Annotated in this window: 2 protein-coding genes; both read right to left on the minus strand. The window is 70.4% G+C overall.

Going from position 1 to position 24,615, the window contains the following annotated elements:
- Nucleotides 1-30 precede the first annotated feature (30 nt).
- Complete coding sequence (locus K940_RS0117895) at nucleotides 31-11,784, minus strand: type I polyketide synthase (RefSeq protein WP_036529105.1); 11,754 nt, start codon at nucleotides 11,782-11,784, stop codon at nucleotides 31-33.
- Entirely contained in the window at nucleotides 11,768-24,604 is a 12,837-nt protein-coding gene (locus tag K940_RS28945; RefSeq protein WP_369797523.1) for a type I polyketide synthase, read from the minus strand. The genes K940_RS0117895 and K940_RS28945 overlap by 17 nt, the downstream gene beginning before the upstream one ends.
- Between the last annotated feature and the right edge of the window lie 11 nt (nucleotides 24,605-24,615).

A 24,615-nucleotide genomic window follows, 5' to 3' on the forward strand; every position in this document is an offset into this window, starting at 1 on the left:
CCGCGGTGGTCCGCTTCGGTTGCGCGGGTTTCACGAGATGCCCAGTTCCTTGTCGATGAGGTCGAAGAGTTCGTCGTTGCTGGCGGACTCGATGACCTGTTGCTGTCGGACCTGGTGCTGGTGCGTCCCTGTGGATGTCGCGCCGAAGGCCTCGACCTTGGCCAGAGCACGCCGCAACCACGCAGCCAGTTCGTCGGATGCCGTCGCAGCGGCGTCTTTCGACAGCAGTGCGTCCAGCTGCGTCTCGAGGCGGCCCAGCGCGGTGCGCAGGGTCGGCTCGGACGGAGTCGATGTGGCGCCGACCTGATCGAGCAGGTAGCTGGTCAGTGCCTCTGGGGTGGGGTGGTCGAAGACGAGGGCAGCCGGAAGCCGTACCCCAACCGTGTTCGCCAGCCGATTGCGCAATTCCACGCCGGTCAGCGAATCGAAGCCGAGGTCTTTGAACGAGCGCGCAGGGTGGATCTCGTCGGCCGACACGTGCGCCAGCACGATCGCGGCATTGCTGCGGACGATGTCGAGCAGGATCCGATGCGCTTCGGCCGGCGCGAGCCCGGCCAGCCGCTCGGCCAGTGCCGGTTCCCCGGTCCCGGCGAGGTCACCTACCCGCCGCAGCGTCTGCCGGGGAGTGCGGACCAAGCCGGCGAACAGTGGCGCAACGCCGGTACCGTCGGCGAGCCGGGATCGATCGATCCGTGCGGCAAAGACGTACGGATGGGCCGTACGCCAAGCCGCGTCGAACATCGCCAGTCCCTCGGCGGAGGTCAGCGCGCCGATGCCAGCCCGAGTCATCCGGCCCTCTGCGGCCCCGACCACCCCGACTGTGAGTTCGCTGCGCTCGTGCCACAGGCCCCAGCCGATGGCGACACCGGGCAGACCCAGTGCGCGCCGTTCGACCGCGAGGGCGTCGAGGGCGGCGTTGGCGGCGGCGTAGTTCGCCTGGCCTGCTCCGCCGAGCAAGGCAGCCCCGGAGGAGAACAGGACGAACGCCGCCAGGTCGCTGTCGCGGGTCAGATCGTGCAGGGCGAACGCGGCATCGACCTTGGGGCGTAGCACCCGCTCGATCTGCGCTGGCGCGAGCGAGCCGACGACGCCGTCGTCGAGGACGCCTGCGGCGTGGACGACTGCAGTGAGCGGACGGTCCGGTGGGATCGCCGCAAGCACGGCCGCCAACGCAGACCGATCGGCGACATCGCAGGCGACAGCGATGGCGTGTGTGCCGAGCTCGGAGAGTTCGGCGATGAGCTCGGCTGCGCCTGGCGCATCCGCGCCGCGGCGGCTGATCAGAATCTGATGCCGCACACCGTAGTCGGTCGTCAGGCGCCGGGCCACGAGCCGGCCCAGAGTGCCGGTCCCGCCGGTGATGAGCGCCGTGCCCGCGGGATCGATCGGCGCGGGCACCGTCAGCACGTTCTTGCCGATGTGCCGGGCATTGCGCAGGGTGTCGAACGCCTGCGGAGCGTGTCGCAGATCCCAGCAGGTGATCGGCAATGGGGTGAGCACGCCCTGTTCGAACAGCGACAGCACCTCGGTGAGCAGCTCGCCGATGCGCTGCGGTCCCGCCTGCACCAGGTCGAATGCCCGATAGCGCACGCCAGGGTAGCGGCGTGCGATGTCCTCGGCGTTGCGGATGTCGGTCTTGCCCATCTCTACGAAAGCGCCGCCTCGAGGCAACAGGTCCAGTGATGCGTCGACGAACTCCCGTGCCAAGCAATCCAGTACGACATCCATCCCACGGCCCTCGGTGGTGCGCCCGAACTGTTCGGCGAATTCCGTTGTTCGCGTGGACGCGCGGTGATCGTCGTCGAAGCCCATGGCGCGCAATACATCCCACTTCGCCGGGCTGGCCGTGCCGAAGACTTCCGCTCCGGCATGGTCGGCGAGTTGCACCGCAGCCATTCCGACGCCGCCGGTGGCCGCGTGCACCAGCACCGACTGGCCGCGACGCAGGCCGCCCAGATCGAACAGGCCGTAATACGCGGTGAGGAAGGCGATCGGCGCCGACGCGGCCTGCGCGAACGACCAACCCGCGGGAATTCGGGCAATGGTGGTCCGGTCGGCAACGACGACCGGACCGAATGCCCCGCCGAAGACACCCAGCACCCGGTCGCCGGGCGCCAGATCGGTCACTCCGGGTCCGGTCTCCATGATCGTGCCCGCACCCTCGCTACCGAGGGTGGGTTGATCGGGATCGAGGCCGAGGGAAACCACGACGTCGTGGAAGTTGAGACCGGCGGCGCGCACAGCGATGCGGACCTGGCCCAGCCCGAGCGGTGCGAGTGCGTCCGGCGCGGGCAACAGCGCCAACCCCCCGACGGCGGTGTCGTCTGCGAGCCCCAACCGCCAGGCCGATTGCTCCGGCGGCGGGATGAGCGTGTCACGGCCCTCAGGGGTCAAGCGGGGGACGAGGAGCTCACCGGCCCGGACCGCGTACTGGCTCTCTGCGGCTGCTCCGGTGGACAATGCGGTGGCCAGCGCGCTCAGCGACGCTGGGTGGTCGTCGACGTCGGCGAGCACGAATCTGCCGGGATGTTCACTTTGGGCGGTGCGGATCAGCCCCCACACGCCGGATTCGGCCCAGTTCCCACGCCGGTCCCCTGGTCCGGTCCGGACCGCGCCGCGGGTGACGACCACGAGTGTCGACTCCGCGCAACGCTCGTCGGCCAGCCAGTCCTGGACCAGAGCGAGGGCGTGAACGGTTGTCTGGCGCACCATGGTGGGAGGGTCGCCATCGATGCCGGTGGGAAGGTCGGCGAACACGTGGGCCGGGATCGTCGCCGCACTCGCGCGCAGCGCGTCGAGGTTCGGCCATGCCGACGCCGCGGGCAGGCCGTTGGACAAGCCATCGTCGAGCACGGCGCACGAGCCGACCCCGGACCGATCGCCGGTTGCGGGCGTGGCTATCCATTCCACGTGCGGCATCCGCTGCGCGGTGGAGGTGACCGCCCGCAGTCCGCCCGCAGGCAGCGGGCGCAGCGCCAGGGAGTCGACGGTCACGACCAGCCGACCGGCGAGGTCACGGGCCTCCAGGGACACGTCCTGCGCGCCGTCGGCGATGACGCGGACGCGGAGTGCCGCTGTGCCTGCGGCGTGAGCGGTCACACCGGTCCACGAGAACGGCAGCCGTGCAACGCCATCGCGGTTGGGCAGCAGAGCGGACGCGTGCAGCGCCGCGTCCAGCAGGGCCGGGTGCATCACATAAGCGTCGCCGTCACGCCGCTGCGGCAGGGCGACCTCGGCGAAGACCTCACCGCCGCGCCCCCAAGCCGCCCGCACACCGCGGAAGGTGGGCCCGTACCGGTATCCCGCGGCCGCGAACCGATCGTAGAGCTCGGACACGTCGAGTGGTCGCGCATCGGCCGGCGGCCAGGCCACGACGCTGTCCGCAGGCGACTCGGCGTCCCCGGCGAGCGCAGCGAGTCTGCCGGTGGCGCAGGCGGTCCATTCGGTGTCGTCCTGATCGCCACGGCTGTACACACCCAGACTGCGACACCCGTCGGACTGCACGGGTCCGACTCGCACCTGCAGTTGCAGCGGGTCGCGCTCGGGCAGCATGAGCGGGGCGTGCAGGGTGAGTTCGTCGACCAGCCCCAAGCCCACCGTGTCGGCTGCGTGCAGCGCGAGCTCGAGCAAGGCCGTACCGGGCAGCACGGTGACCCCCGAGACGTCGTGCTCGGCCAGCCACGGAGTTGCCGCCCGGGACAGCCGGCCGGTCAACAGGTGCTCGCCGGAGTCGGCGAGGCCGACAGCCGCGCCGAGGAGGGGATGACCGGTGGCCCCGAGACCCGCCGCGGCGACATCCGCCCCGCCCGGGGCGGCGTCGAGCCAGTAGCGGGTGTGCTCGAACGGATAGGTGGGTAGTTCCACCCGGTGGGCGTCGGGGTATACCGCGTTCCAGTCGAGGTCGACACCACCGGTGTGGGCCTCGCCCACCGACAACAGCATCCGTTCGAGTCCGCCCTCGCCGCGGCGCAGCGACCCGATGACGATGGCCGCCCGTGCGGTATCCGCCAGGGCCTCGCCGATACCGAGCGTGAGCACCGGATGTGGGCCGACCTCGATGAAAGTGGTGTGGCCCGCCTCCGCGAGCGCCCGCACGGCCGGTTCGAAACAGACGGTTCCACGAAGGTTGCGAAACCAGTACTCGGCGGTGAGCTCGGGACCCGCCAGCCAGGTCAGGTCGACAGTGGAGTACATGGGCACTCGGCAGTCTCCGGGACGGATGGTGTCGAGCGCCGCGATCAGCTCGTCGCGCAGGGCGTCGACGTGCGCGGAGTGTGAGGCGTAGTCGACCTCGATGCGGCGGGCGTGGATCTGCGCACGCGCGCAGGCAGCCAGCAGCTCGGCCACGGCGCTCGGGTCGCCGGCCACGACGGTGGCGGCGGGGCCGTTGATCGCGGCGATGGCGAGATCTCGGACGACCCGCGCTGAGCCGATGCGCTCCAACAGTATTCGGACCTCGTCCACTGGCAGGGCCAGCGAGGCCATCGCACCCTTGCCTGCGATCGCGCGCAGCAGTCTGCTGCGCAGTGCCACGATCGCGGCGCCGTCCGCGAGCGAGAGCGCTCCGGACACCACGGCCGCGGCGATCTCTCCCTGGGAATGACCCAGGACGGCATCCGGTTCGACGCCGAAACCGCGCCATGTCGCGGCCAGCGAGACCATGACGGCGAACAGGGCAGGTTGCACATGGTGCACCGAGTCCAGCGCGACCGGATCGAGCAGGATCTGCGCGAGCGGCCGGTCGAGGTACTGCCCGAGGGCGAGTTCGCAGGCCGCCATCGACTCCGCGAAGACGGGGCTGGTGTCGAGTAGTTCCAGTGCCATGCCCACCCATTGCGCACCTTGACCGGGGAAGACGAATACGGTGCGGCCCACGGTCCCGGCGACGGCCTGTGCCACGCCGGCGGCGGGCGCGTCGTCGGCGAGGGCCCGCAACCCCGCCAGCAGGCGCTCGCGGTCACCGACCAGAACCGCGCGGTGGGAGTGCCGGGTCCGGGTGACGGCGAGGGACAGGCCGATATCGGCGCAATCGAGTTCCGGGCGTGCCTCGACGTGCCGTGCGAGTCGCTCGGCCTGGACTCGTAGCGCCGCGGCGGATCGGGCGGAGAGCACCCACGCGTGGGGACGCTCGTCCGCGCTCTTGGGCAGGTCGATGGGTGTGGGAGCCTGCTCGAGCACGACGTGCGCATTCGTTCCGCTCACGCCGAATGCCGACACGGCGCCGCGGCGTGGCCTGCTCACGTCCGGCCACTGCTGCGACCGCGCCAGCAACCGCACCTCGCCAGCGGACCAATCCACCTGTGCGGAAGGCCGATCCACGTGCAGGGTAGCCGGCATCACACCGTGCCGCAGCGCCTGCACCATTTTGATGACCCCACCCACGCCGGCAGCTGCGGACGTGTGCCCGATGTTGGACTTCAACGACCCCAACCACAACGGAGTCCCGCCGGAACGATCCCGACCGTAGGTGGCGAGCAGGGCTTGCGCCTCGATCGGATCGCCGAGCCTGGTGCCGGTGCCGTGGCCTTCGACCATGTCCACGTCCGTGGTGGTCAACCGGGCGTCGGCCAATGCCGCCCGGATCACCCGCTGTTGCGCTCGGCCGTTCGGCGCAGTGAGCCCATTGCTCGCGCCGTCCTGGTTGACCGCCGAACCACGAACCACGGCCAGCACCCTGTGGCCCGCGGCAACCGCGTCCGACAAGCGTTCCAACAGCAGTACGCCGACACCCTCACCGAAGCCGGTGCCGTCCGCCGCATCGGCGAACGCCTTGCATCGGCCGTCGGGGGCCAAGCCACGTTGGCGGCTGAACACGACGAACAGTTCCGGACTGTTCATCACCGTGACACCGCCAGCGAGGGCCATATCGCACTCTCCTGTCCGCAGTGACCGCACCGCCAGGTGCAGCGAAACCAGCGACGACGAGCACGCGGTGTCCACGGTCACCGCCGGACCTTCGAGTCCGAGGACATAGGAGACGCGACCGGAGGCGACACTGGCGGAGTTGCCCGAGCCGAGGAAACCCTCCACCTCCTCCGGCACATTCCCGATCAGGCGAACGGTGTAGTCGTGGTGCATGACACCGGTGAACACACCGGTGCGGCTGCCCTGCAGGGTGGTCGGGTCGATACCTGCCTGTTCGAGCGCCTCCCACGACGTCTCCAGCAACAGGCGCTGTTGCGGATCCATGGCCAGTGCCTCCCGCGGCGAGATCCCGAAGAATCCCGCATCGAATTCCGCCGCGTCGTACAGGAATCCGCCTTCGTTCACGTACGACGTGCCATGCCGATCGGTCTCGATGTCCGGGTCGTAGAGGGTGTCGACCTCCCAGCCGCGGTCGGTGGGAAAGGTGGAGATGGCGTCGGCGCCGGCAGCGACCAGGTCCCACAACTGCTCCGGCGAGTTCGCACCACCCGGAAAGCGGCAGGCCATCGCGACGATCGCGATCGGGTCGTCGGTGGTGCCGTTCCGCGGCGCCGGTGGGGTCGGCGTGCTTTCGATGTCGCCGACCAGCCGGGTGTCGAGGAAATCGGCGAGTGCGTCCGGGGTCGGGTGGTCGAAGACCAGGGTGGCGGGCAGTCGCAGCCCGGTGACGAGGTTGAGGCGGTTGCGCAGGTCCACCGCCGCAAGGGAGTCGAATCCGAGGTCCCGGAACGCTCGGCCGGGCTGTACCGCCTCCGCGGCGGTGTGTCCGAGCGCCGCAGCAACCTGAGTACGGACCAGTTCGCGCAGTTCCCGTCGGCGTTCGGCAGCGGGCAGGCCGGTCAACCGGACGGACGGTCCAGAGACCCTGTCGCCGCCGGGCGCCGGCGCGGCGCTCCGGCGAATGGCCGGACGAACGATGCCGTGCAACAACCTCGGGACCGGGTCGCTGTCGGCGCGGGCCTGCAGGGCCGCGAGATCGAGCGGCATGGCGACCAGGAGCGGGTCTCCCGCGGCCGTGGCCGAGTCGAACAGTTCGACTCCCTGTCGATCGGTCAGCGCGGGCATGCCCGAGCGCGCAATACGGCGGGCATCGTCGGCATCGAGATGTTCGGTCATCGCGCTGCGCTGTTCCCACAGCGTCCAGGCGATCGACTGCCCGGCCATGCCGCGCGCCCTACGATGGTGGGCGAGCGCGTCGAGGAAAGCGTTGGCCGCGGCGTAATTGCCCTGACCCGGGCCGCCGAATATGCCTGCGGCAGAAGAGAAGAGCACGAATGCACGCAAGTCGTGGGCTGCCGTCAGCTCGTGCAGGTGGATGGCGGCGTCCACCTTGGGTCGCAGTACTGCATCGATGCGGTCCGGGGTGAGCGCGGTGATCACACCGTCGTCGAGGGCGCCCGCGGCATGCACTATCGCGGTCAGCGGGTGTTCGGCGGGAATGTCGTCGAGCAGCCGCCGCAGCGCCGCGCGATCGGCGACATCGCAGGCGACGACGATGCATCGAGCGCCGAGAGCGGCAAGTTCCTCGACCAGTTCGCCCGCGCCGGCCGCGGCGGGACCGCTACGGCCGACGAGTACCAGCCGCCGCGCCCCGGATGCGGCCAGGTGACGCGCGATCCGGGAGCCGATCAGACCGGTACCGCCGGTGATCAGAATGGTGCCGTCCGGATCGGCGAGGGGTTCGCGATGCTGCGCGACCGTTGCCCTGGCCAACCGGGGCACGCAGAACTCGCCGCCGCGCACCGCCACTTGTTCTTCCTCCGTGGCGGTGAGAAATTCCGCAAGAGCGGAGATTTCACTCCGATCGTCCATATCGGCCAGGACGAAACGGCCCGGATGCTCGGTCTGCGCCGTGCGCACCAGGCCCCACACCGCGGCCTGCGGCAGATCGGTGAGGTCCTCGGCGGATGTCACCGCGACCGCCCCGCGGGTGAGTACGATCAGGCGCGCCTCGGCGAGCCGTTCCTCGGCAAGCCAGTCCTGCACGAGAGCGACGGCCTCGTGCACGACCTGGTGGGTGGTGGCCGGGTCGCCGGTGTTCGTGCCTACCACTGGGGCGCTTCCTGCTACCGGCGCGACGACCAGACCGGGCGGGGCGGCACCGGCGGCGAGGGCGGCGCGCAGTGCGGCCAGGTCCGGGTAGGTTCCGCCACCGAGCACGATCGGCGCCGCGGTGTCGCTGCTACGGCCGGTGAGTCGGTGCGGTTGCCAGTGCAGGCACAACAGCGACTCGTGCCGGACCTCCCGTCGCGGGACATCGGCCGCGGGTCGCAGCAGTAGAGCGTCGACCGAGACGACGGCCTGGCCCGCGCTATCCCATGCCTGTAGTGCGAAGGCGTTGTCTCCGGCGGGACTCACCCGGGCTCGGACTGCGGTGGCGCCGTGGGCGTGCACGACCGCCCCGGTCCAGGCGAACGGCATCCGCCCCGTTTCCTCGCCCGACAGCCCGGTGACGTGCAGTACCGCGTCGAGCAGTGCCGGGTGCAGGCCGAACAGCGCGGCATCGCTGTGCTGTTGCGGAGCCAGCGCGGCCTCGGCGAAGATGTCCTCGCCCACGTGCCAGGCACCGCGCAATCCCTGGAACACGGGCCCGTAGACGAACCCACCCGCCGCGAAGCGTTCGTACAGTCCGGTCAGGTCGATCGGTGTGGCGCCCGGCGGCGGCCACGCAGTGGCCATCCCCGTCACGGCGGCGACCGTGTCACCGCACAGCGTGCCCCGGGCGTGCCGAGTCCACGAGTCCTGCGGCGCCGCATCGGCCGACCTGGCGTATACGGTGATCGCCCGCGACCCGCGGTCGTCGGGGGCGCCGACGGTGACCTGTACGTCGACGGCGGCCGTCGACACCGCCAACGGTGTCTCCAGCGTGAGCTCCTCCACCCGGCGCAGGCCCACCTGATCGGCGGCGCGGGCCGCGAGCTCGAGGAAAGCGGTGCCGGGCACCAATGCAGCGCCGAGCACCGAATGCTCTTCCAGCCATGGGTGGGTCCGCGTGGACAACCGCCCGGTCAGCACGAACTCGTCGCCGTCGGCGAGCGTGACGACCGCACCGAGCAGCGGATGCGCGGCAGCGGCGAGGCCGGCGGCGGTCACGTCGCCCGTCGCTGGGCCGGAGTCCTCCAGCCAGTACCGCTGCCGCTGGAACGGGTAGGTGGGTAGCTCGACCAGACCAGCGGATAGCTGAGCGTAGGCAGGCCGCCAGTCCACGAAGACACCGGCGGTCCACAGTTCACCGAGTGCGGTATGGAACCGGGCGAGGCCACCGTCATCCCGACGCATGCTGCCTGCCACCAGGACATCGGTCTCGACGGCCGCGGCGGTCTCCTCCACCGCGACGGTGAGCACCGGGTGCGGGCCGAGCTCGACGAAGGCGCGTAGGCCGGCGTCGAGCGCGGCGGTGACGGCCTCCTGGAACTCGACGGTCTGGCGCAGGTTGCGATACCAGTAGCCGGCGTCGAGGGTCGCGGTGTCCAGCGCCGTCCCGGTCACCGTGGAGTAGAACGGCACCTCGGCCGGGCGCGGCGCGATCCCGGTCAGCCGGGTCAACAGTTCGTCACGGATCTGCTCGACATGGCCACTGTGCGAGGCATAGTCGACATCGATGCGTCGGACCCGCAGCTGCCGTTGCTCTGCGTGGGCGAGGAATTCGTCCAGAGCCGCTGGATCACCGGAGATCGCTACCGAGGCAGGACCGTTGACCGCGGCAATCGACAGCCGCTCACCCCAGGGGGCGAGTTCAGCTCGGACCTGGTCTGCCCGAAGCTGTACCGAAGCCATCGCGCCTGCGCCGGTGAGGGAGCGCAGGGCGCGACTGCGCAATGCGACAACCTGCGCGCCTTCCGCGAGCGAGATCCCGCCGGCGACCACCGCAGCGGCGATCTCACCTTGTGAATGACCCACCACCGCCGCAGGCTCCACCCCGAACGACCGCCACACCGCCGCCAGCGACACCATCACCGAAAACAACACCGGCTGAACGACATCCACCTGGTCCCACACTGCACCCGAACTCACCAGTTCCAGCAGCGACCAGTCCACGTACGGCGACAGCGCCTGCTCGCACTCGGCCATTCGTTCGGCGAACACCGTCGACCGCGCCAGCAATTCCTGGCCCATCCCCACCCACTGCGAACCCTGACCGGGAAAGACGAACACCACCCGGCCGGCGCCGATTTCACCTCCTCGGACGACGGTGGGCGATCCGACGCCGTCGACGAGCGCCATCAGGTCGGCGACCAAGCCCGACCGGTCTGCGGCACGCAGCACGGCCCGGTGATCGAAAGCGGTCCGACCGGCCAAGGCCCGGCCGATCGCATCGAGGTCGAGATCTGGATGCTCGGCCAGGTGGGTGTGGAGCCGCCGCGCCTGGGCGCGCAGCCCCTCGCGGTCGCGGGCGGAGAGCACCCAGGGCACGCTCGTGGAATCGGTCGTCGGCCGCGAAGACTCCTGCGGCTCGGTCTGTTCGAGGATCTCGGGCTGCTCCAGGATGAGGTGACCATTGGTGCCGCTGATCCCGAAGGAGGACACCGCGGCCCGTCGCGGATGGTCGGCCTCCGGCCACGGAGTCGGCTCGGTGACCAGCCGAGCAGAGCCTGCGGACCAGTCCACCTGGGTCGTGGGATGCGCAGCGTGCAGGGTGGGTGGCACGGTCCCGTGCCGCATGGCCATGACCATCTTGATGACGCCACCGACCCCGGCAGCCGCTTGGGTGTGGCCGATATTCGACTTCAGCGAGCCGAGCAGCAGGGGCCGGTCGCCGGGCCGGTCACGTCCGTAGGTGGCCAGCAGCGCCTGCGCCTCGATCGGGTCGCCGAGCGGTGTGCCGGTGCCGTGCGCCTCCACGACATCGACCGCGTCCGGTCGCAGGCGCGCGTCGGCCAGCGCTCGGCGGATGACGCGTTGCTGGGCGGGCCCGTTGGGAGCGGTCAGCCTGCTACTCGCGCCGTCCTGGTTGACGGCGCTGCCGCGCACCACCGCGAGTACCGGATGTCCATTGCGGCGGGCGTCCGACAGTCGTTCCAGCAGAAGCATTCCCACGCCCTCGCCCCAGCCGGTGCCGTCCGCCTCGTCGGCGAAGGACTTGCACCGCCCGTCGCCGGCCAGGCCGCCTTGTCTGCTCATCTCGGTGAACGGCACCGGCGTCGACATCACCATGGCGCCACCGGCCAATGCCAGCGAACATTCGCGGCGACGCAATGCATGCCCAGCCAGATGAATAGCGATCAGCGACGACGAGCAGGCGGTGTCCACTGTGATCGCCGGACCTTCGAGGCCGAAGGTGTAAGAGATGCGGCCCGATGCCACGCTGTCGGACTGGCCGTTGCCCAGGTAGCCCTGCACCTGCTCGGATACTCGGTTCAGGCGCAGCGCATAGTCCTGATACATCACGCCGGCGAAGACCCCGGTGTCGCTGCCACGCACGGAGTACGGGTCGATACCCGCCCGCTCGAACGCTTCCCACGTCGTCTCCAGCAGCAGCCGCTGCTGCGGATCCATCGCCAACGCCTCACGCGGTGAGATGTTGAAGAACTCCGGCTCGAAGTCGGCGACCGCGTCCACGAAGCCGCCCTCGGCGGCATAGGTGCTGCCCGGTCGCCGCCGAGTCGGGTCGTGCAGAGATGCCAGATCCCACCCACGGTCGGTCGGAAACTCGGTGATCGCGTCCGTGCCGGAGACGACCATCCGCCACAGCTTCTCGGGTGTGTCGACGCCGCCCGGGTAGCGGCAGCCCATACCGATGATGGCGATGGGTTCGCGACTGCTCGCCTCGACCTCGTTGAGGCGTTTGCGGGTGTGATGCAGATCTGCCGCCACCCGTTTGAGATAGTCCCGGAGCTTGTCGTCAGTCACGGAATTCATCACCTTCGTAGATCGCGGAATTCAGCGGCGAGTTCTCGTCCATCCCGAGCTCGGTGTCGATGAAGTCGAACAGGTCCTCGTCGCTCGCCCGGTTCATGCGTTCGGCAAGCCGGGCGGCGTCCGGATCGGCATTGGCGCGCAAGGTATTCACCAGGCTCTCCAGTCGGTCCAGCACCTGTAGATCGGCGGCGCCACCATCGAACGCCTTCTCCAGTTGCTCGAGTTCGGCCATGCCGGCGGCGACCCGGTCGGTGTCGTCCGGCGCCAGCTCGGCGGCGAGGTGCTTGGCCAGCGCCACCGAACTGGGGTAGTCGAACAGCAGCGTGGCCGGCAACCGCAGACCGGTCGCAGTGTTGAGCCGGTTGCGCAGTTCCACCGCGGTGAGCGAATCGAAACCGAGTTCCATCAGCCCGCGATCGGCGTCCACGGCCTCCGGCTGGGCGAAGCCGAGCACCGTGGCCGCCTGCAGCCGGACCAGCTCCAGCAGGATGCGTTCGCGCTCTGCCGGATTGCGCCCCCGCAGCCGCTGAGTTATGGACTCGGCCGGGGCCACGCTCGCAACCCGCCGCGCCCGCGGGCGTACCAGACCGCGCAGCATGGGCGGGTATCCGGCGGCCGCTGTCGCCTCCAGATCGAGGTGTAGCGGCAACGCTGCCGGTTCGTCGGCAGCGACTGCCAGGTCGAACAGGCCGACACCGTCGGCCGGGGTGAACGCGAGGATGCCGCCACGAGCGATGCGGCGCAGGTCCGATCGGTCGAGCGAACCGCTCATGCCGCCCTCGGTGATCCACAGCCCCCAATCCAAAGAAGCGGCAGGCAGACCGTTCGCTCGCCTGCGGTGTGCCAGCGCATCGAGGAAGGCGTTGGCTGCGGCATAGTTGGCCTGGCCCATACCGCCGAAGACGCCGGCGATGGAGGAGAACACCACGAACGCCGACAACTCCATCTCCGCGGTCAGCTCGTGCAGGTGCAGCGCGGCATCGACCTTGGGGCGCATCACGTCCCGCAATCGCTGCGGCGTCAGTGCTTCGAGCACGCCGTCGTCGAGCACGCCGGCGGCGTGCACCACGGCGGTGAGCGGGCGGCGTACGGGCAACCCGGCGAGCAGCGCTGCGAGTTGTTCTCGCTCGGCGACGTCACACGCGGCTATCTCGACCTCCGCGCCGAGCGCGGTCAGCTCGTCGCGAAGCGCGTTCGCACCCACGGCAGCCGAACCGCGCCTACCGGTCAGCACCAGCCGGCGCACGCCGTGCCCGGACACCAGGTGCCGGGCGATATGTCGGCCGATGGCGCCGGTACCACCTGTGATCAGGACAGTTCCCCCGCGCTCCCACACCGGCGCCGCAAGCGAGTCGGTGCGCGGCACCCGGGCCAGCCGGGCCTGATGCACTACCCCCGACCGCACGGCGACCTGTGGCTCGCCGAGTCCGAGCGCGACGGGTAGTGCCGCCACCGATGCTGCATCACCATCCAGATCCGCGATCACGAATCTGCCTGGATGCTCGGTCTGCGCGGTGCGCACCAGGCCCCACACCGCGGCATGCGCCAGGTCCGGCACGTCGGCGTCCGGCCGAACGGCCACACCGTCACGCGTCACCAACAACAGGGTTGCGGCCTGTAGCCGCTCCTGCGCCAGCCAGCTCTGGACGAGCGTGAGCGCGTACTCGGTGGCAGACCGCACCGCCGCCACCTCGTCCCGCGACGGCGGATCGACCGGGACAGGAGCTACCACCACCGCCGGCAGGTCCCCATGCCCCAGCTCGGTGAGGTCGGCCACCGTGCGGTCGACGCCCGCCGCGCCCCACTCCGACACCTCACCGCCCAGGACGACCCAATCGCCCACCACGCCAGGTGTTGTCGTCGGCAGCACAGGCCACTCGACTCGGAACAGCTTCTCGTGCTCGGCCGCCGGCCGAGCAGCGCCGATCCGATCGGCGGACAGCGGCCGCAACAGCAGCGAGCGCATGGACACGACGGGATCGCCCGCCGCGTCCACCGCCAGCACCTGCACAGCGTCCCGGCCCGCAGGCCGCAACCGGATGCGCAGCGACGACGCACCCGAGGCGTGCAACCGAACGCCGTTCCAGGAGAAGGGCAGCCAGCTCTGGGTGGATCCTGCCAGGATTCCGAACGCCAGCGCGTGCAGGGAGCTGTCGAGCAGCGCGGGATGCAGCCCGAAGCCGGCCGCGTCGCCGCAATACTGTGGCGGCAGGCTCGCCTCGGCGTACACCTCGTCGCCGAGCCGCCACGCCTCCCGCAGGCCTCGGAAAGCCGGTCCATACGCGAAGCCGCCCTGTTCGAACTGCCTATAGAGGCCCTCGACCTCGATCGGCTCGGCACCCTGTGGCGGCCACTCGCCCACTGCCGCCGCCTCGTTCGGCTCGGAGACGGTGAGCAGGCCTGCGGCATGCCGGGTCCACGACCGGTCGGGAGGCGCGATCTCGGGCCGGGAGTACACGGCGATCGGACGGCTGCCGTCGCCGTCCGGCGCGCCGACCGAAATCTGCAGCAGCACAGCACTGTTCGTCTCGATCACCAGGGGCGCTTCCAGCAGCAGCTCGTCGACCTCGTGGCAGCCCACTTCGTCCCCGGCCCGGATGGCCAGTTCGAGGAACGCCGTGGCCGGGAACAGTGCCGATCCCAGAATGCCGTGCTCGGCCAGCCACGGGTGGCTACGAGTGGATAGCTTCGTGGTGCACAGGAACCCGCCGGAATCCGGGAGTTCGACCATCCCACCCAGCAACGGATGCTCGGCTGGGCGCAAGCCAACCGCCGCCACATCACCGGTGGCATTGTCGGCCTCCAGCCAGTAGCGCTCGTGCTGGAAGGCGTAGGTCGGCAGCTCCACATGCCTGCCGAGCGGACCGCCGAAGAACCGCTCCCAGCCGATCGACGTGCCGCGGGTGTGCAACTGAGCCAATGCCGCAGTCACCGAAGCCATTTCGGCCCGATCACGGCGCAGCGACGAGACCATGGCGTCCGGGTCGACCGCCGTGTCCGCCAGGCAGTCGCGACCCATGGCGGTCAAGGACTGGTCGGGACCCAGTTCGAGGAAGCGGGTGACGCCCTCGGCGGCCAGGCACGCCATGCCGTCGTGGAAGCGAACTGCGTTGCGCACATTCGCGACCCAGTAGTCGGCGGTGTCGATCTCCTCGGCGCTGGCCACCCGGCCGGTCAGGTTCGACACGATTGGGATCAGCGGTGGCCGGAAGTCGATGGTGTCGGCGACCTTGCGGAAGTCGTCGAGCACTGCGTCCATGTGCGGCGAATGGAAGGCATGGCTGACCGCGAGCCGTCGCGCCTTACCGCCCATCGATTGCCAGCGGGCGGCGATATCGAGCGCGACATCCGCGTCGCCCGAGATCACAGTGGCTGCGGGGCCGTTCACCGCGGCGATGGACACCCGGTCCGCGTGCCCTGCGAGCAGCGGCAGGACCTGCTCCGCGGAGGCGGTCAGCGAAATCATTGCGCCACCCTCGGGCAGGGCTTGCATGAGCCGCCCGCGCGCCGCAACCAACCGTGCGGCGTCGGGCAGCGACAGCACGCCCGAGACGTGCGCCGCGACGAGTTCGCCCACCGAATGCCCCAGCAGCAGTGCGGGTGTCACATCCCAGTGCTCCAGCAGCCGGAACAGGGCGGTCTCCAGGGCGAACACCGCAGGCTGGGTGAAAGCTGTGGTGTCGAGCAGGGCGGCCTCAGGTGATTCGGCCTGGGCGAACACCACCTCGTGCAGCGGCCGATCCAAATGGGTGTCGAATTCCGCGCACGCCGCGTCGAACGCGGCGGCGAAGACCGGCTGGGCCCGGTAGAGTTCGGCGCCCATGCCGGGACGCTGGCTGCCCTGGCCTGCACACAGGAAGGCCGTCTTGCCCTCACCGGACTTGCCACGGAATACACCGGGCGCGGTGCCGTCGGTCGCCAGCGCGTGCATGCCTGCCAGCAGTCCGTCCCGGGTGTCCGCAACGACGGCGCCGCGGTGCTCGAAGGCACTACGAGTGTTCGCCAAGGCTCTGCCGATGGCGACGGGATCGAGCGCTGGACGGTCCTGGACAAACCTGAGCAGTCGTTCGGCCTGCGCTCGCAGCGCCGCCGCGCTGCGGGCGGACACGAGCCAGAGACCGCCGCCGTCCGCATCGGGCTGTACCACCGAATCGGACTCTTCGGGAACGTGTTCCAGGATGGTGTGTGCATTGGTGCCGCTGACGCCGAACGAGGAAACGGCACCCCGGCGAGGACGGCCGGTCTCGGGCCACGTGGTGTTCTCGGTCAGCAGCGCCACCGCTCCCGACGACCAATCGACGAGCGGGGTCGGCCGGTCCACATGCAGCGTGCCGGGCAGTACACCGTGACGCATGGCCTGCACCATCTTGATGACTCCGGCGATGCCTGCGGCGGCCTGTGCGTGCCCGATGTTCGACTTCATCGAGCCGAGCAGTAGCGGCCGGTCTGCAGGCCGATCCTGCCCATAGGCTGCCAGCAGCGCCTGGGCTTCGATGGGGTCACCGAGCCGCGTGCCGGTTCCGTGCGCTTCGACGGCGTCGACATCGGCGGCGGCGACTGCGGCATTGGCCAGCGCCTGGGCGATGACCCGCTGCTGGGCAGGCCCATTGGGCGCGGTGAGGCCATTGCTGGCGCCGTCCTGGTTCACCGCCGAGCCCCGGACCAACGCCAGCACCGGATGGCCGTTGCGCCGCGCATCGGAGAGACGTTCCAGCACCACCACACCCGCGCCCTCGGCCCAGGAGGTGCCGTCGGCAGCAGCAGCGAACGGCTTGCAGCGGCCGTCCTCGGCGAGCACGCGCTGTCGACTGAATTCGACGAAGGACCCGGGGGTGGCCATCACCGCAACACCGCCTGCCAGCGCGAGCGTGCACTCACCCCCCCGTAGTGCCTGCGCGGCGAGATGGATTGCCACCAGTGACGAGGAACAGGCCGTATCCACCGTCACCGCAGGCCCTTCCAGCCCGAAGGTGTAGGCGATGCGGCCGGAGGCGACGCTGCCCGCGCTACCCAGTCCCAGGTAGCCTTCGAGTTCCTCGGAGGGTTGCCGCACCCGGCTCCCGTAGTCGTGGTAGCTGGAGCCAACGAAGACGCCGGCCCGGCTACCTACCAGCGATCGTGGATCGATGCCCGCGCGTTCGAATGCCTCCCAGGCGATCTCGAGCAGCAATCGCTGCTGGGGATCGATGGCCAGTGCCTCACGCGGCGAGATGCCGAAGAAGGCCGGGTCGAATTCGGCTGCCCGGTGCAAGAACCCGCCGTGCCAGGTGTAGGAGGTGCCTGGCTGTTCCGGATCGCTGGAGTAGAGCTCGTCGAGGTCCCAGCCGCGACCCGTCGGGAACGGCGAGATGGCGTCGACGCCGTCGACGACCAGGCGCCACAGGTCATCAGGGGATTCGACCTCGCCGGGGAAGCGGCAGCTCATCGCCACGATGGCGATCGGATCGTCGGCCGGTGCGGCCGCAGGCGCGGTCGCGGTCGCGGCCTCGGACGCGGCGTCGGGCGCGGCGACATCGAGATGTCCGGCGATATGGCCAACCAACGCGGTGATCGTGGGATGGTCGAAGACCAATGTGACCGACAGCCGCAGTCCGGTCACCGCCGCCAGCCGGTTGCGCAGGTCGACAGCGGTCAGCGAATCGAACCCGAGTTCTCGGAAGGCGCGACCGGGTTCGATGCCTGCCGCATCGGCATGGCCGAGGGTCTCGGCTACCTCCGTGCGAATCAGGGACGTCAATTCCTGCTCCCGCTGGGCCTCCGATAGTCGGGCCAGCCGTCCGGCGAGGGAGTCGCCGGCGCGTGCACCCGCGTCTGTGCGGAGGAATGGCGCGGCCTGGGGCAGCTCGCGCAATACGGTGTTGGGACGCAACGTCACCGAGGTACGGGTGAATCGCTCCCAGTCGAAGCCGGAGACGATGAGCCGCGTCTCACCGTGCGTCAGTGCCTCACTCAACGCCGTGAGAGCCAGCGCCGGTTCCATCGGCTGCAGACCCGCGCCTACGAGCCGGTCGCCCGCCGCGGCGGCTGCACTGTTTCCCGCCCACAAACCCCAGGCCAGTGAGGTTGCAGGCAGCCCGAAAGACCGGCGCCGCTCCGCCAGAGCGTCCAGGTAGGCGTTGGCGGCCGCGTAGCTGCCCTGACCGGTTCCCGGCAGAGTGGCCGCGAGGGAAGAGAACAGGATGAACCCGTCCAGATCCAGGTCGCGGGTGAGTTCGTCGAGATGCCGGGCGGCCTCGACCTTGGGGCGTAGCACAACGGCAGCTCGCTGCGGGGTGAGACCATCGAGAACACCGTCGTCCAGCACGCCCGCGGCATGCACCACGGTGCGCAGCGGGCGGTCGGCCGGAATCGAGGCGAGCAGGCCGGCGAGGGCGTCACGATCGGTGACGTCACAGGCCACAGCGACCGCGTTTGCACCCAGCTCCGCCAGCTCGGCCACCAGCAATGCGGCGCCGGGTGCGGCGGACCCCCGACGGCCGGCGAGCACGATGTGCCGCGCCCCGGCGCGCGCCAGCCACCGGGCGACATGCGCGCCGAGAGCTCCGGTACCGCCGGTGATCAACGCAGCCCCAGAGGTTGTCCAGACGGTTCCCGGTCCCGGCTCGCTGGGCTCGGCCCGCACCACGCGGCGGGCGAAGACGCCGGAGACGCGCACAGCGAGTTGGTCCTCGCCGTCGAGGCCGGCCAGGACGTGCACCAGCCGGTCGAGCACCCGCGCGTTGAACTGTGCGGGCAGATCGATCAGACCCGCCCAGCGCTGCGGGTACTCCATGCCCGCGACCGCGCCGAGTCCCCAGATCATGGCCTGGTCGGCATTGGGCACGGTATCGGCCCGACCCACCCGGACTGCACCGACGCTCGCGACCCAGACCGGCGCGGCGACGTCGGCGTCACCCAGCGCCTGCACCAGGGTCACGGTCATGGCCAGACCCGTGGGCACCACCGGCGAGCGGTGTTCCTCGGCAGCGAGGCCGAGCAGCGACAGGACACCGGCTGGCGCGTCGGCGCGGAGACGTTCGCGCAAGCCTTCTGCGACCTGCGCCCGCTCGTCGGCGCCGATCGGCACCGTGGCGACCGTGGCGCCGTGCCGCTCGAGTGCGCTCGCGCTGGCGGCGACGGCCGGATCGTCCACCATGGCTTCCGGTACGACCAGCCACCAAAGACCCCGCAGGACAGGTTTTTCCGGACCGATCGCAATGGGCTTCCAGATCACGCGGTAGCGCCACGTATCCAGCACGTGACGATCCCGGCGGTCACGGTGCCAGAACGACAGGGCGGGCAGCACCGCGCGCAGCGAAGCCTGCGCATCCTCATCCGCCACCCGCAGCGTGCTCGCCAGGGTCGCGAGGTCACCGCGTTCCACGGCCGTCCAGAACCCGGCGTCCACCGGATCGGCGCCGACTGCGCCTGCGTCGGAGGCGGCCGGCGCAGGCAGCCAATAGCGTGCCCGCTGGAAGGGGTAGGTCGGCAATTCGACACGCTGCGCACCGGTAGCGGGCGATACGGCGTCCCAATCGATCTCGACGCCGCAGGTGTGCAGTGCGCCGAGCGAGAGGAGGAACCGCCGCAGGCCGCCGTCGGAATCGGCGAGGGTGCCGGTTACGCATCCGGGCGCTTCGGCCGATTCCACGGCGTGCCGCAGCCACACCGACAGCACCGGGTTCGGGCTCACCTCGACGAAGATCGTGTGTTCATCCCGCAGCAATGCCTCGACGGCCGCCGAGAAAGCGACCGGCTCCCGCAAGTTGCGGTGCCAGTACCCGGCATCCAGTCCGGCGGTGTCCAGCCGCGCGCCGGTGACGGTGGAGTAGAACGCGACCCCCGACGACGACCGTGGCGTCACCCCGGCGAAGGCCGCATCCAGCTCGGCGTGTAGTCGGTCCACCTGCGGCGAGTGTCCGGCGAAATCGACACCGGGAAGCTCCCAGGACATGATTCCGGCATCGGCGAGCCGCGCGCTCAGCTCCGACAGCGCGACGGTATCCCCGGACACCGTCACCGAGCCGGGACCGTTGACCGCCGCCACCGCAACCCGATCCGTCCACGGCTGCAGATACTCGGTGATCGCATCGACCGACGTCGCCGCGAACAGCATTCCGCCCCGACCGACCAGCGGCAGCAAGGCCTTGCTGCGTAAGGCCACCATGCGCGCACCGTCGGCCAGGGTCAGTCCACCTGCCACCACGGCTGCAGCGATCTCGCCTTGCGAATGGCCCAGCACTGCAGCCGGTTGCACCCCGAACGAACGCCACACCGCCGCCAGCGACACCATCACCGAAAACAACACCGGCTGAACGACATCCACCCGATCCAGCGGAGCCGACGAACGGAGCACATCCACCAGCGACCACTGCACCCACGGCGCCAATGCCGCCTCGCACTCGGCCATCCGCGCCGCGAACACCGCTGACTCCTCCAGCAACTCCCGCGCCATGCCCACCCACTGCGACCCCTGCCCCGGAAAAACGAACACCGTTCGACCCACGCCCTGTGCGACGCCCTGCACGAGTAGGTCGTCGGCACGCCCTGCCGCCAGCGCAGTCAGGCTCGCCACCATGGCGTCACGGTCATGGCCGACCACGGCAGCCCGATGGTCGAATTGCGTCCGGTCGTGGATCAGGGAGTATCCGACGTCGAACACAGACGCGGAAGCCCGGACGGCGAGGTGTTCGGCAAGCCTCGCTGCCTGCGACCGCAATGCCTGCTCGGTGCGGCCCGACAGCGGCCAGAGCACTGGACGCTGTGCCTGCGGCTCGACGGAGGGTCGCATCGGCGGCACGGGCGCCTGTTCGAGGATGATGTGCGCATTCGTGCCGCTGAGACCGAAGGACGAGATGCCGGCGCGGTGCGGCCGGTCGTCGGGTGTCCACGGCGCAGGCTCGGCCAGCAGGGTCACCGCGCCGGTGGACCAATCGACCTCCGGAGTGGGCTCGGCGGCATACAGTGACCGGGGCAGCAGGTGGTGCCGCATGGCCTGCACCATCTTGATGATGCCCGCGACGCCCGAAGCGGCCTGGGTGTGGCCGATATTCGACTTCACCGAGCCGAGGCGCAGCGGCCGGTCCGCGGGCCGATCGCGCCCGTAGGTGGCCAGCAGCGCGTCGGCCTCGATCGGGTCCCCCAGCTTCGTGCCGGTGCCGTGTCCCTCGACCACGTCCACATCGGCAGGGGCGAGCCCGGCATCGGCGAGCGCGGCGCGGATGACGCGCTGCTGCGCCGGCCCGTTGGGGGCAGTGAGACCGTTGCTGGCGCCGTCCTGGTTGATCGCGGAGCCGCGGAGCGTGGCCAGTACCGGATGACCGTTGCGTTCGGCCTCCGAAAGACGTTCCAGCAGTAACACACCGACGCCCTCGGCGATGCCGAATCCGTCGGCGGCGGCGGCGTAGGACTTGCATCGCCCGTCCGCTGCCAGGCCGCGCTGGCGGCTGAAACCGGTCAACGACAGCGGCGAGCCGAGCACAGTGACACCGCCGGCCAGGGCGAGCGTGCACTCGCCGCTGCGCAGCGCCCGCGCGGCCAGGTGCACCGCCACCAGCGATGAGGAGCAGGCGGTGTCGACGGTGACGGCGGGGCCCTCCAGCCCCAGGCTGTAGGCAACGCGCCCGGATAGGACACTGGTGGACACGCCCGCGATGAGGTGGCCTTCTACCTCCGCGGGCACGTCGTGGCTGCCGTACCCCTGGTAGGCGCCGCCGGCATAGACGCCGGTCCGGCTGCCGCGCAGGGTCACCGGATCGATGCCGGCACGCTCGAGCACCTCCCAGGAGGTCTCCAGGAGCAGCCGTTGCTGGGGATCCATGGCCAGCGCCTCGCGTGGTGAGATGCCGAAGAATCCCGCGTCGAATTCGGCTGCGTCGTCGAGGAAGCCGCCTTCGAACGCATAGGTCGTTCCGGGCCGGTCCGGATCGGAGTCGTAGAGCGCAGCCACATTCCAGCCGCGGTCCGCCGGGAGTTCGGCGACGGCGTCGCGGCCCTCGACCAGCAGATCCCACAGCTGGTCCGGATTGTGCACCCCACCCGGGTAGCGGCAGGCCATGCCGACGATGACGACGGGATCCTCGGTGTCCACAGCGGTGACCGAGAGCTGCTCCGGCGCGGCGGTTTCGGCGCCGAGCAACAGCGGGCCGAGGTGCCGGGCAAGCGCTGTAGCCGATGGATAGTCGAAGATCACCGCCACGTGCAGCCGCAATCCAGTGGCGGCGTTGAGCCGATTGCGCATTTCGACGGCGGTCAGCGAGTCCAAACCCAGATCGCGGAAGGCTCGGTCGGGTTCGATCGCACCACCGGAGTCGTGGCCGAGGACGCGTGCAGCGTGGGTACGCACCACGTCGACGAGGATGCGGTCTCGCTCGGCGCGGTCGGCTTCGTGCAGTCTGCGTCGCAGCGCCGAGCCCGCGCCGTCGTCGGTGGCGGGCGCAACCTCGGCGGCCAGGATGCGCCGCACCTCTGGCAGATTCGCGATGAGCGGGCTGGGCCGCACCGAGGTGAACACTGGTGCGAAACGGTCCCAGTCGATGGCGACCACCAGGACTGCGGTGTCGTCGTTGTCCAGCACTGTGCCGAATGCGCTCAGCGCCACCGCTGGCGCCATGAACGGAACCCCCCGTCCCCGCAGTTGGTCTTCGACGAGGTTCGCCGCCATACCGCCGCCATCGGCCGGATCCCAGATGCCCCACGCGATCGAGGTGGCCCTCAGACCGCGGGAGCGGCGATTCTCGGCCAAACCGTCGAGGTAGGCATTGGCGGCGGCGTACGCGCCGTGCTCGTCGCTGCCCCAGACCGCGGAAATGGAGGAGAACAGGACGAAGGCGTCCAGCGGTTCGGCGCGGAAGACGGCGTCGAGGCTGTCTGCGCCACCGACTTTGGTGTGCAGGGTTTGCGCGAAGTCGTCGGGATCGGTGTCTGCGAGCGGGACCAGCGCGCCCCCGCCCGCAGCATGGATCACCGTGCGGATATCGGCCCCCGCTGCACGCAATTCGGTGATGAGCTCGGCCAGCGCCGCGCGGTCGGTGACATCGCAGGCGGCGATGGTCACCCTTGCGCCCCGCGCGGTGAGCTGTCCGGTCAACTCGTCCGCGCCGGCGGCGGCCGGGCCGCTGCGGCTGACCAGGACCACGTGCTCCGCGCCGCGGTCGGCGAACCAGCGGGCCAGCTGCGCGCCGACGCCACCGGTGCCGCCGGTGATCAGAATCGTGCCCCGCGGCTTCCAGGACGGCGGCGTGGCGGTGTCGCCGAGCGCCGCACGGACCAGCCGCCTGCCGTAGACTCCGTCGGCCCGGATCGCAACCTGGTCCTCCTCGTCCCGGTCCTCGTCGTTCGGGTCCTCGTCGTCATGGCCGGCGAGCACCCCGCGCAGGCGTTCGGCGGCCCGCTGGTCGAAGGCGACGGGCAGGTCGACGAGGCCACCCCAACGCGGCGAGTGTTCCAGGGCGGCCACTCGGCCCAGACCCCAGAGCACGCTCTGGGCGGGACTGGCAAGCGCATCGGCCGAGCCGGTGGCCACGGCGCCCCGGGTGGCCCACCACAGGGGCGCCGCGCACCCGCTGTCCCCCAGTGCCTGCAGCAGCACCAGGCTCAGCGCGGTGCCGTCGGTCATGTGCGGGTTGCACCGGTGCGGTGACTCGTCGAGCCCGAGCAGTGCGAGGACACCGGACACCGGGCCGGGCAGTTCGGTGAGAATCGTGCCGAGCCGGGCGGCGAGCGCGCCCCGGTCGTCGGCGGATGGGTCGAGCACGATCGGCACGACGGTGGCACCGCCTTCGGTCAACGCCCGGGCGCAGGCCTCGGGCACGGCGCCGCCTGCGGTAGCCGCGGACGAGACGAGCAGCCAGTTGCCGGTCGGCGCCGCGTTCGGTCGGTCGGCGAGTGGTTCCCAGTCGATGCGGTAGCGCCAGGAGTCGGCGGTGGCACGGTCGGCGAACCCCCGCCGCCACGCGGCGAGGGCGGGCAGCACGGCGCCGACCCCGTCGGTGGGCGCCACGCCGAGAGTGGCGATGAACGCCGGAAGGTTCTCGTCGTCGACCGTCTCCCAGAACGCGGTCTCCGCGGGGTCGGCGGCCGGCGGTGCGGTAGCGTCCTGCGGGCGTTGCAGCCAGAACCACCGATGCCGGAACGCATAGGTCGGCAAGGTCACCGGGGCGGCGGGAACGTCAGCGAAGAATGCGGTCCAATCCGGTGACAGACCGTGGACCTGAGTCTCGGCGAACGACCGCAGCGCGGTGTCCAGACCGCCCCGATCGCGACGCAACGTGCCGACGGCCGTCACGTCCACGCCGACCGCCTCGGCCGTCTGTGTCACGCCGACGGTGAGCACGGGATGGGCGCTCGGCTCGACGAAGAAGGTGTAGCCGTCCTCGAGCAGGGCCTGGACGGCGCCTGCGAAGCTCACCGGCCGACGCAGGTTGCGATACCAGTAGTCGGCGTCCAGGCTGCGGGTATCCCGCCAGGCGGCATCCACCGTGGAGAAGAACGGCACGTCGGCAGCGGTCGGCTCGATATCGGCGAGCTCTGCCAGCAGCCGGTCACGGATCTGCTCGACCTGCGGTGAATGCGAGGCGTAATCGACTGGGATGACCCGGGCCCCGATACCGTCCGCGGCCAAGCTCGCGACCAGTTGTTCGACGGCGGCGGCGTCACCGGCCACCACGGTCGACGACGGCCCGTTGACGGCGGCGACGCAGATTCGCTGCGCCCACGCATGCAGGCGATCGTTCAATTCCTCGGCTGCCAATGGCACCGAGGCCATCCCGCCGCGGCCGGCCAGTACCGCGATCGCCTGGCTGCGCAACGCGACAACTTTCGCGCCGTCGGCCAGGGTCAGTCCACCTGCCA

Source organism: Nocardia sp. CNY236 (assembly GCF_000482385.1).
Taxonomy (GTDB): Bacteria; Actinomycetota; Actinomycetes; order Mycobacteriales; family Mycobacteriaceae; genus Nocardia.

Bases quoted from the DNA above. Each gene is read 5' to 3' on its own strand.
- K940_RS0117895 (WP_036529105.1), bottom strand. From the start codon at position 11,784: ATGAATTCCGTGACTGACGACAAGCTCCGGGACTATCTCAAACGGGTG.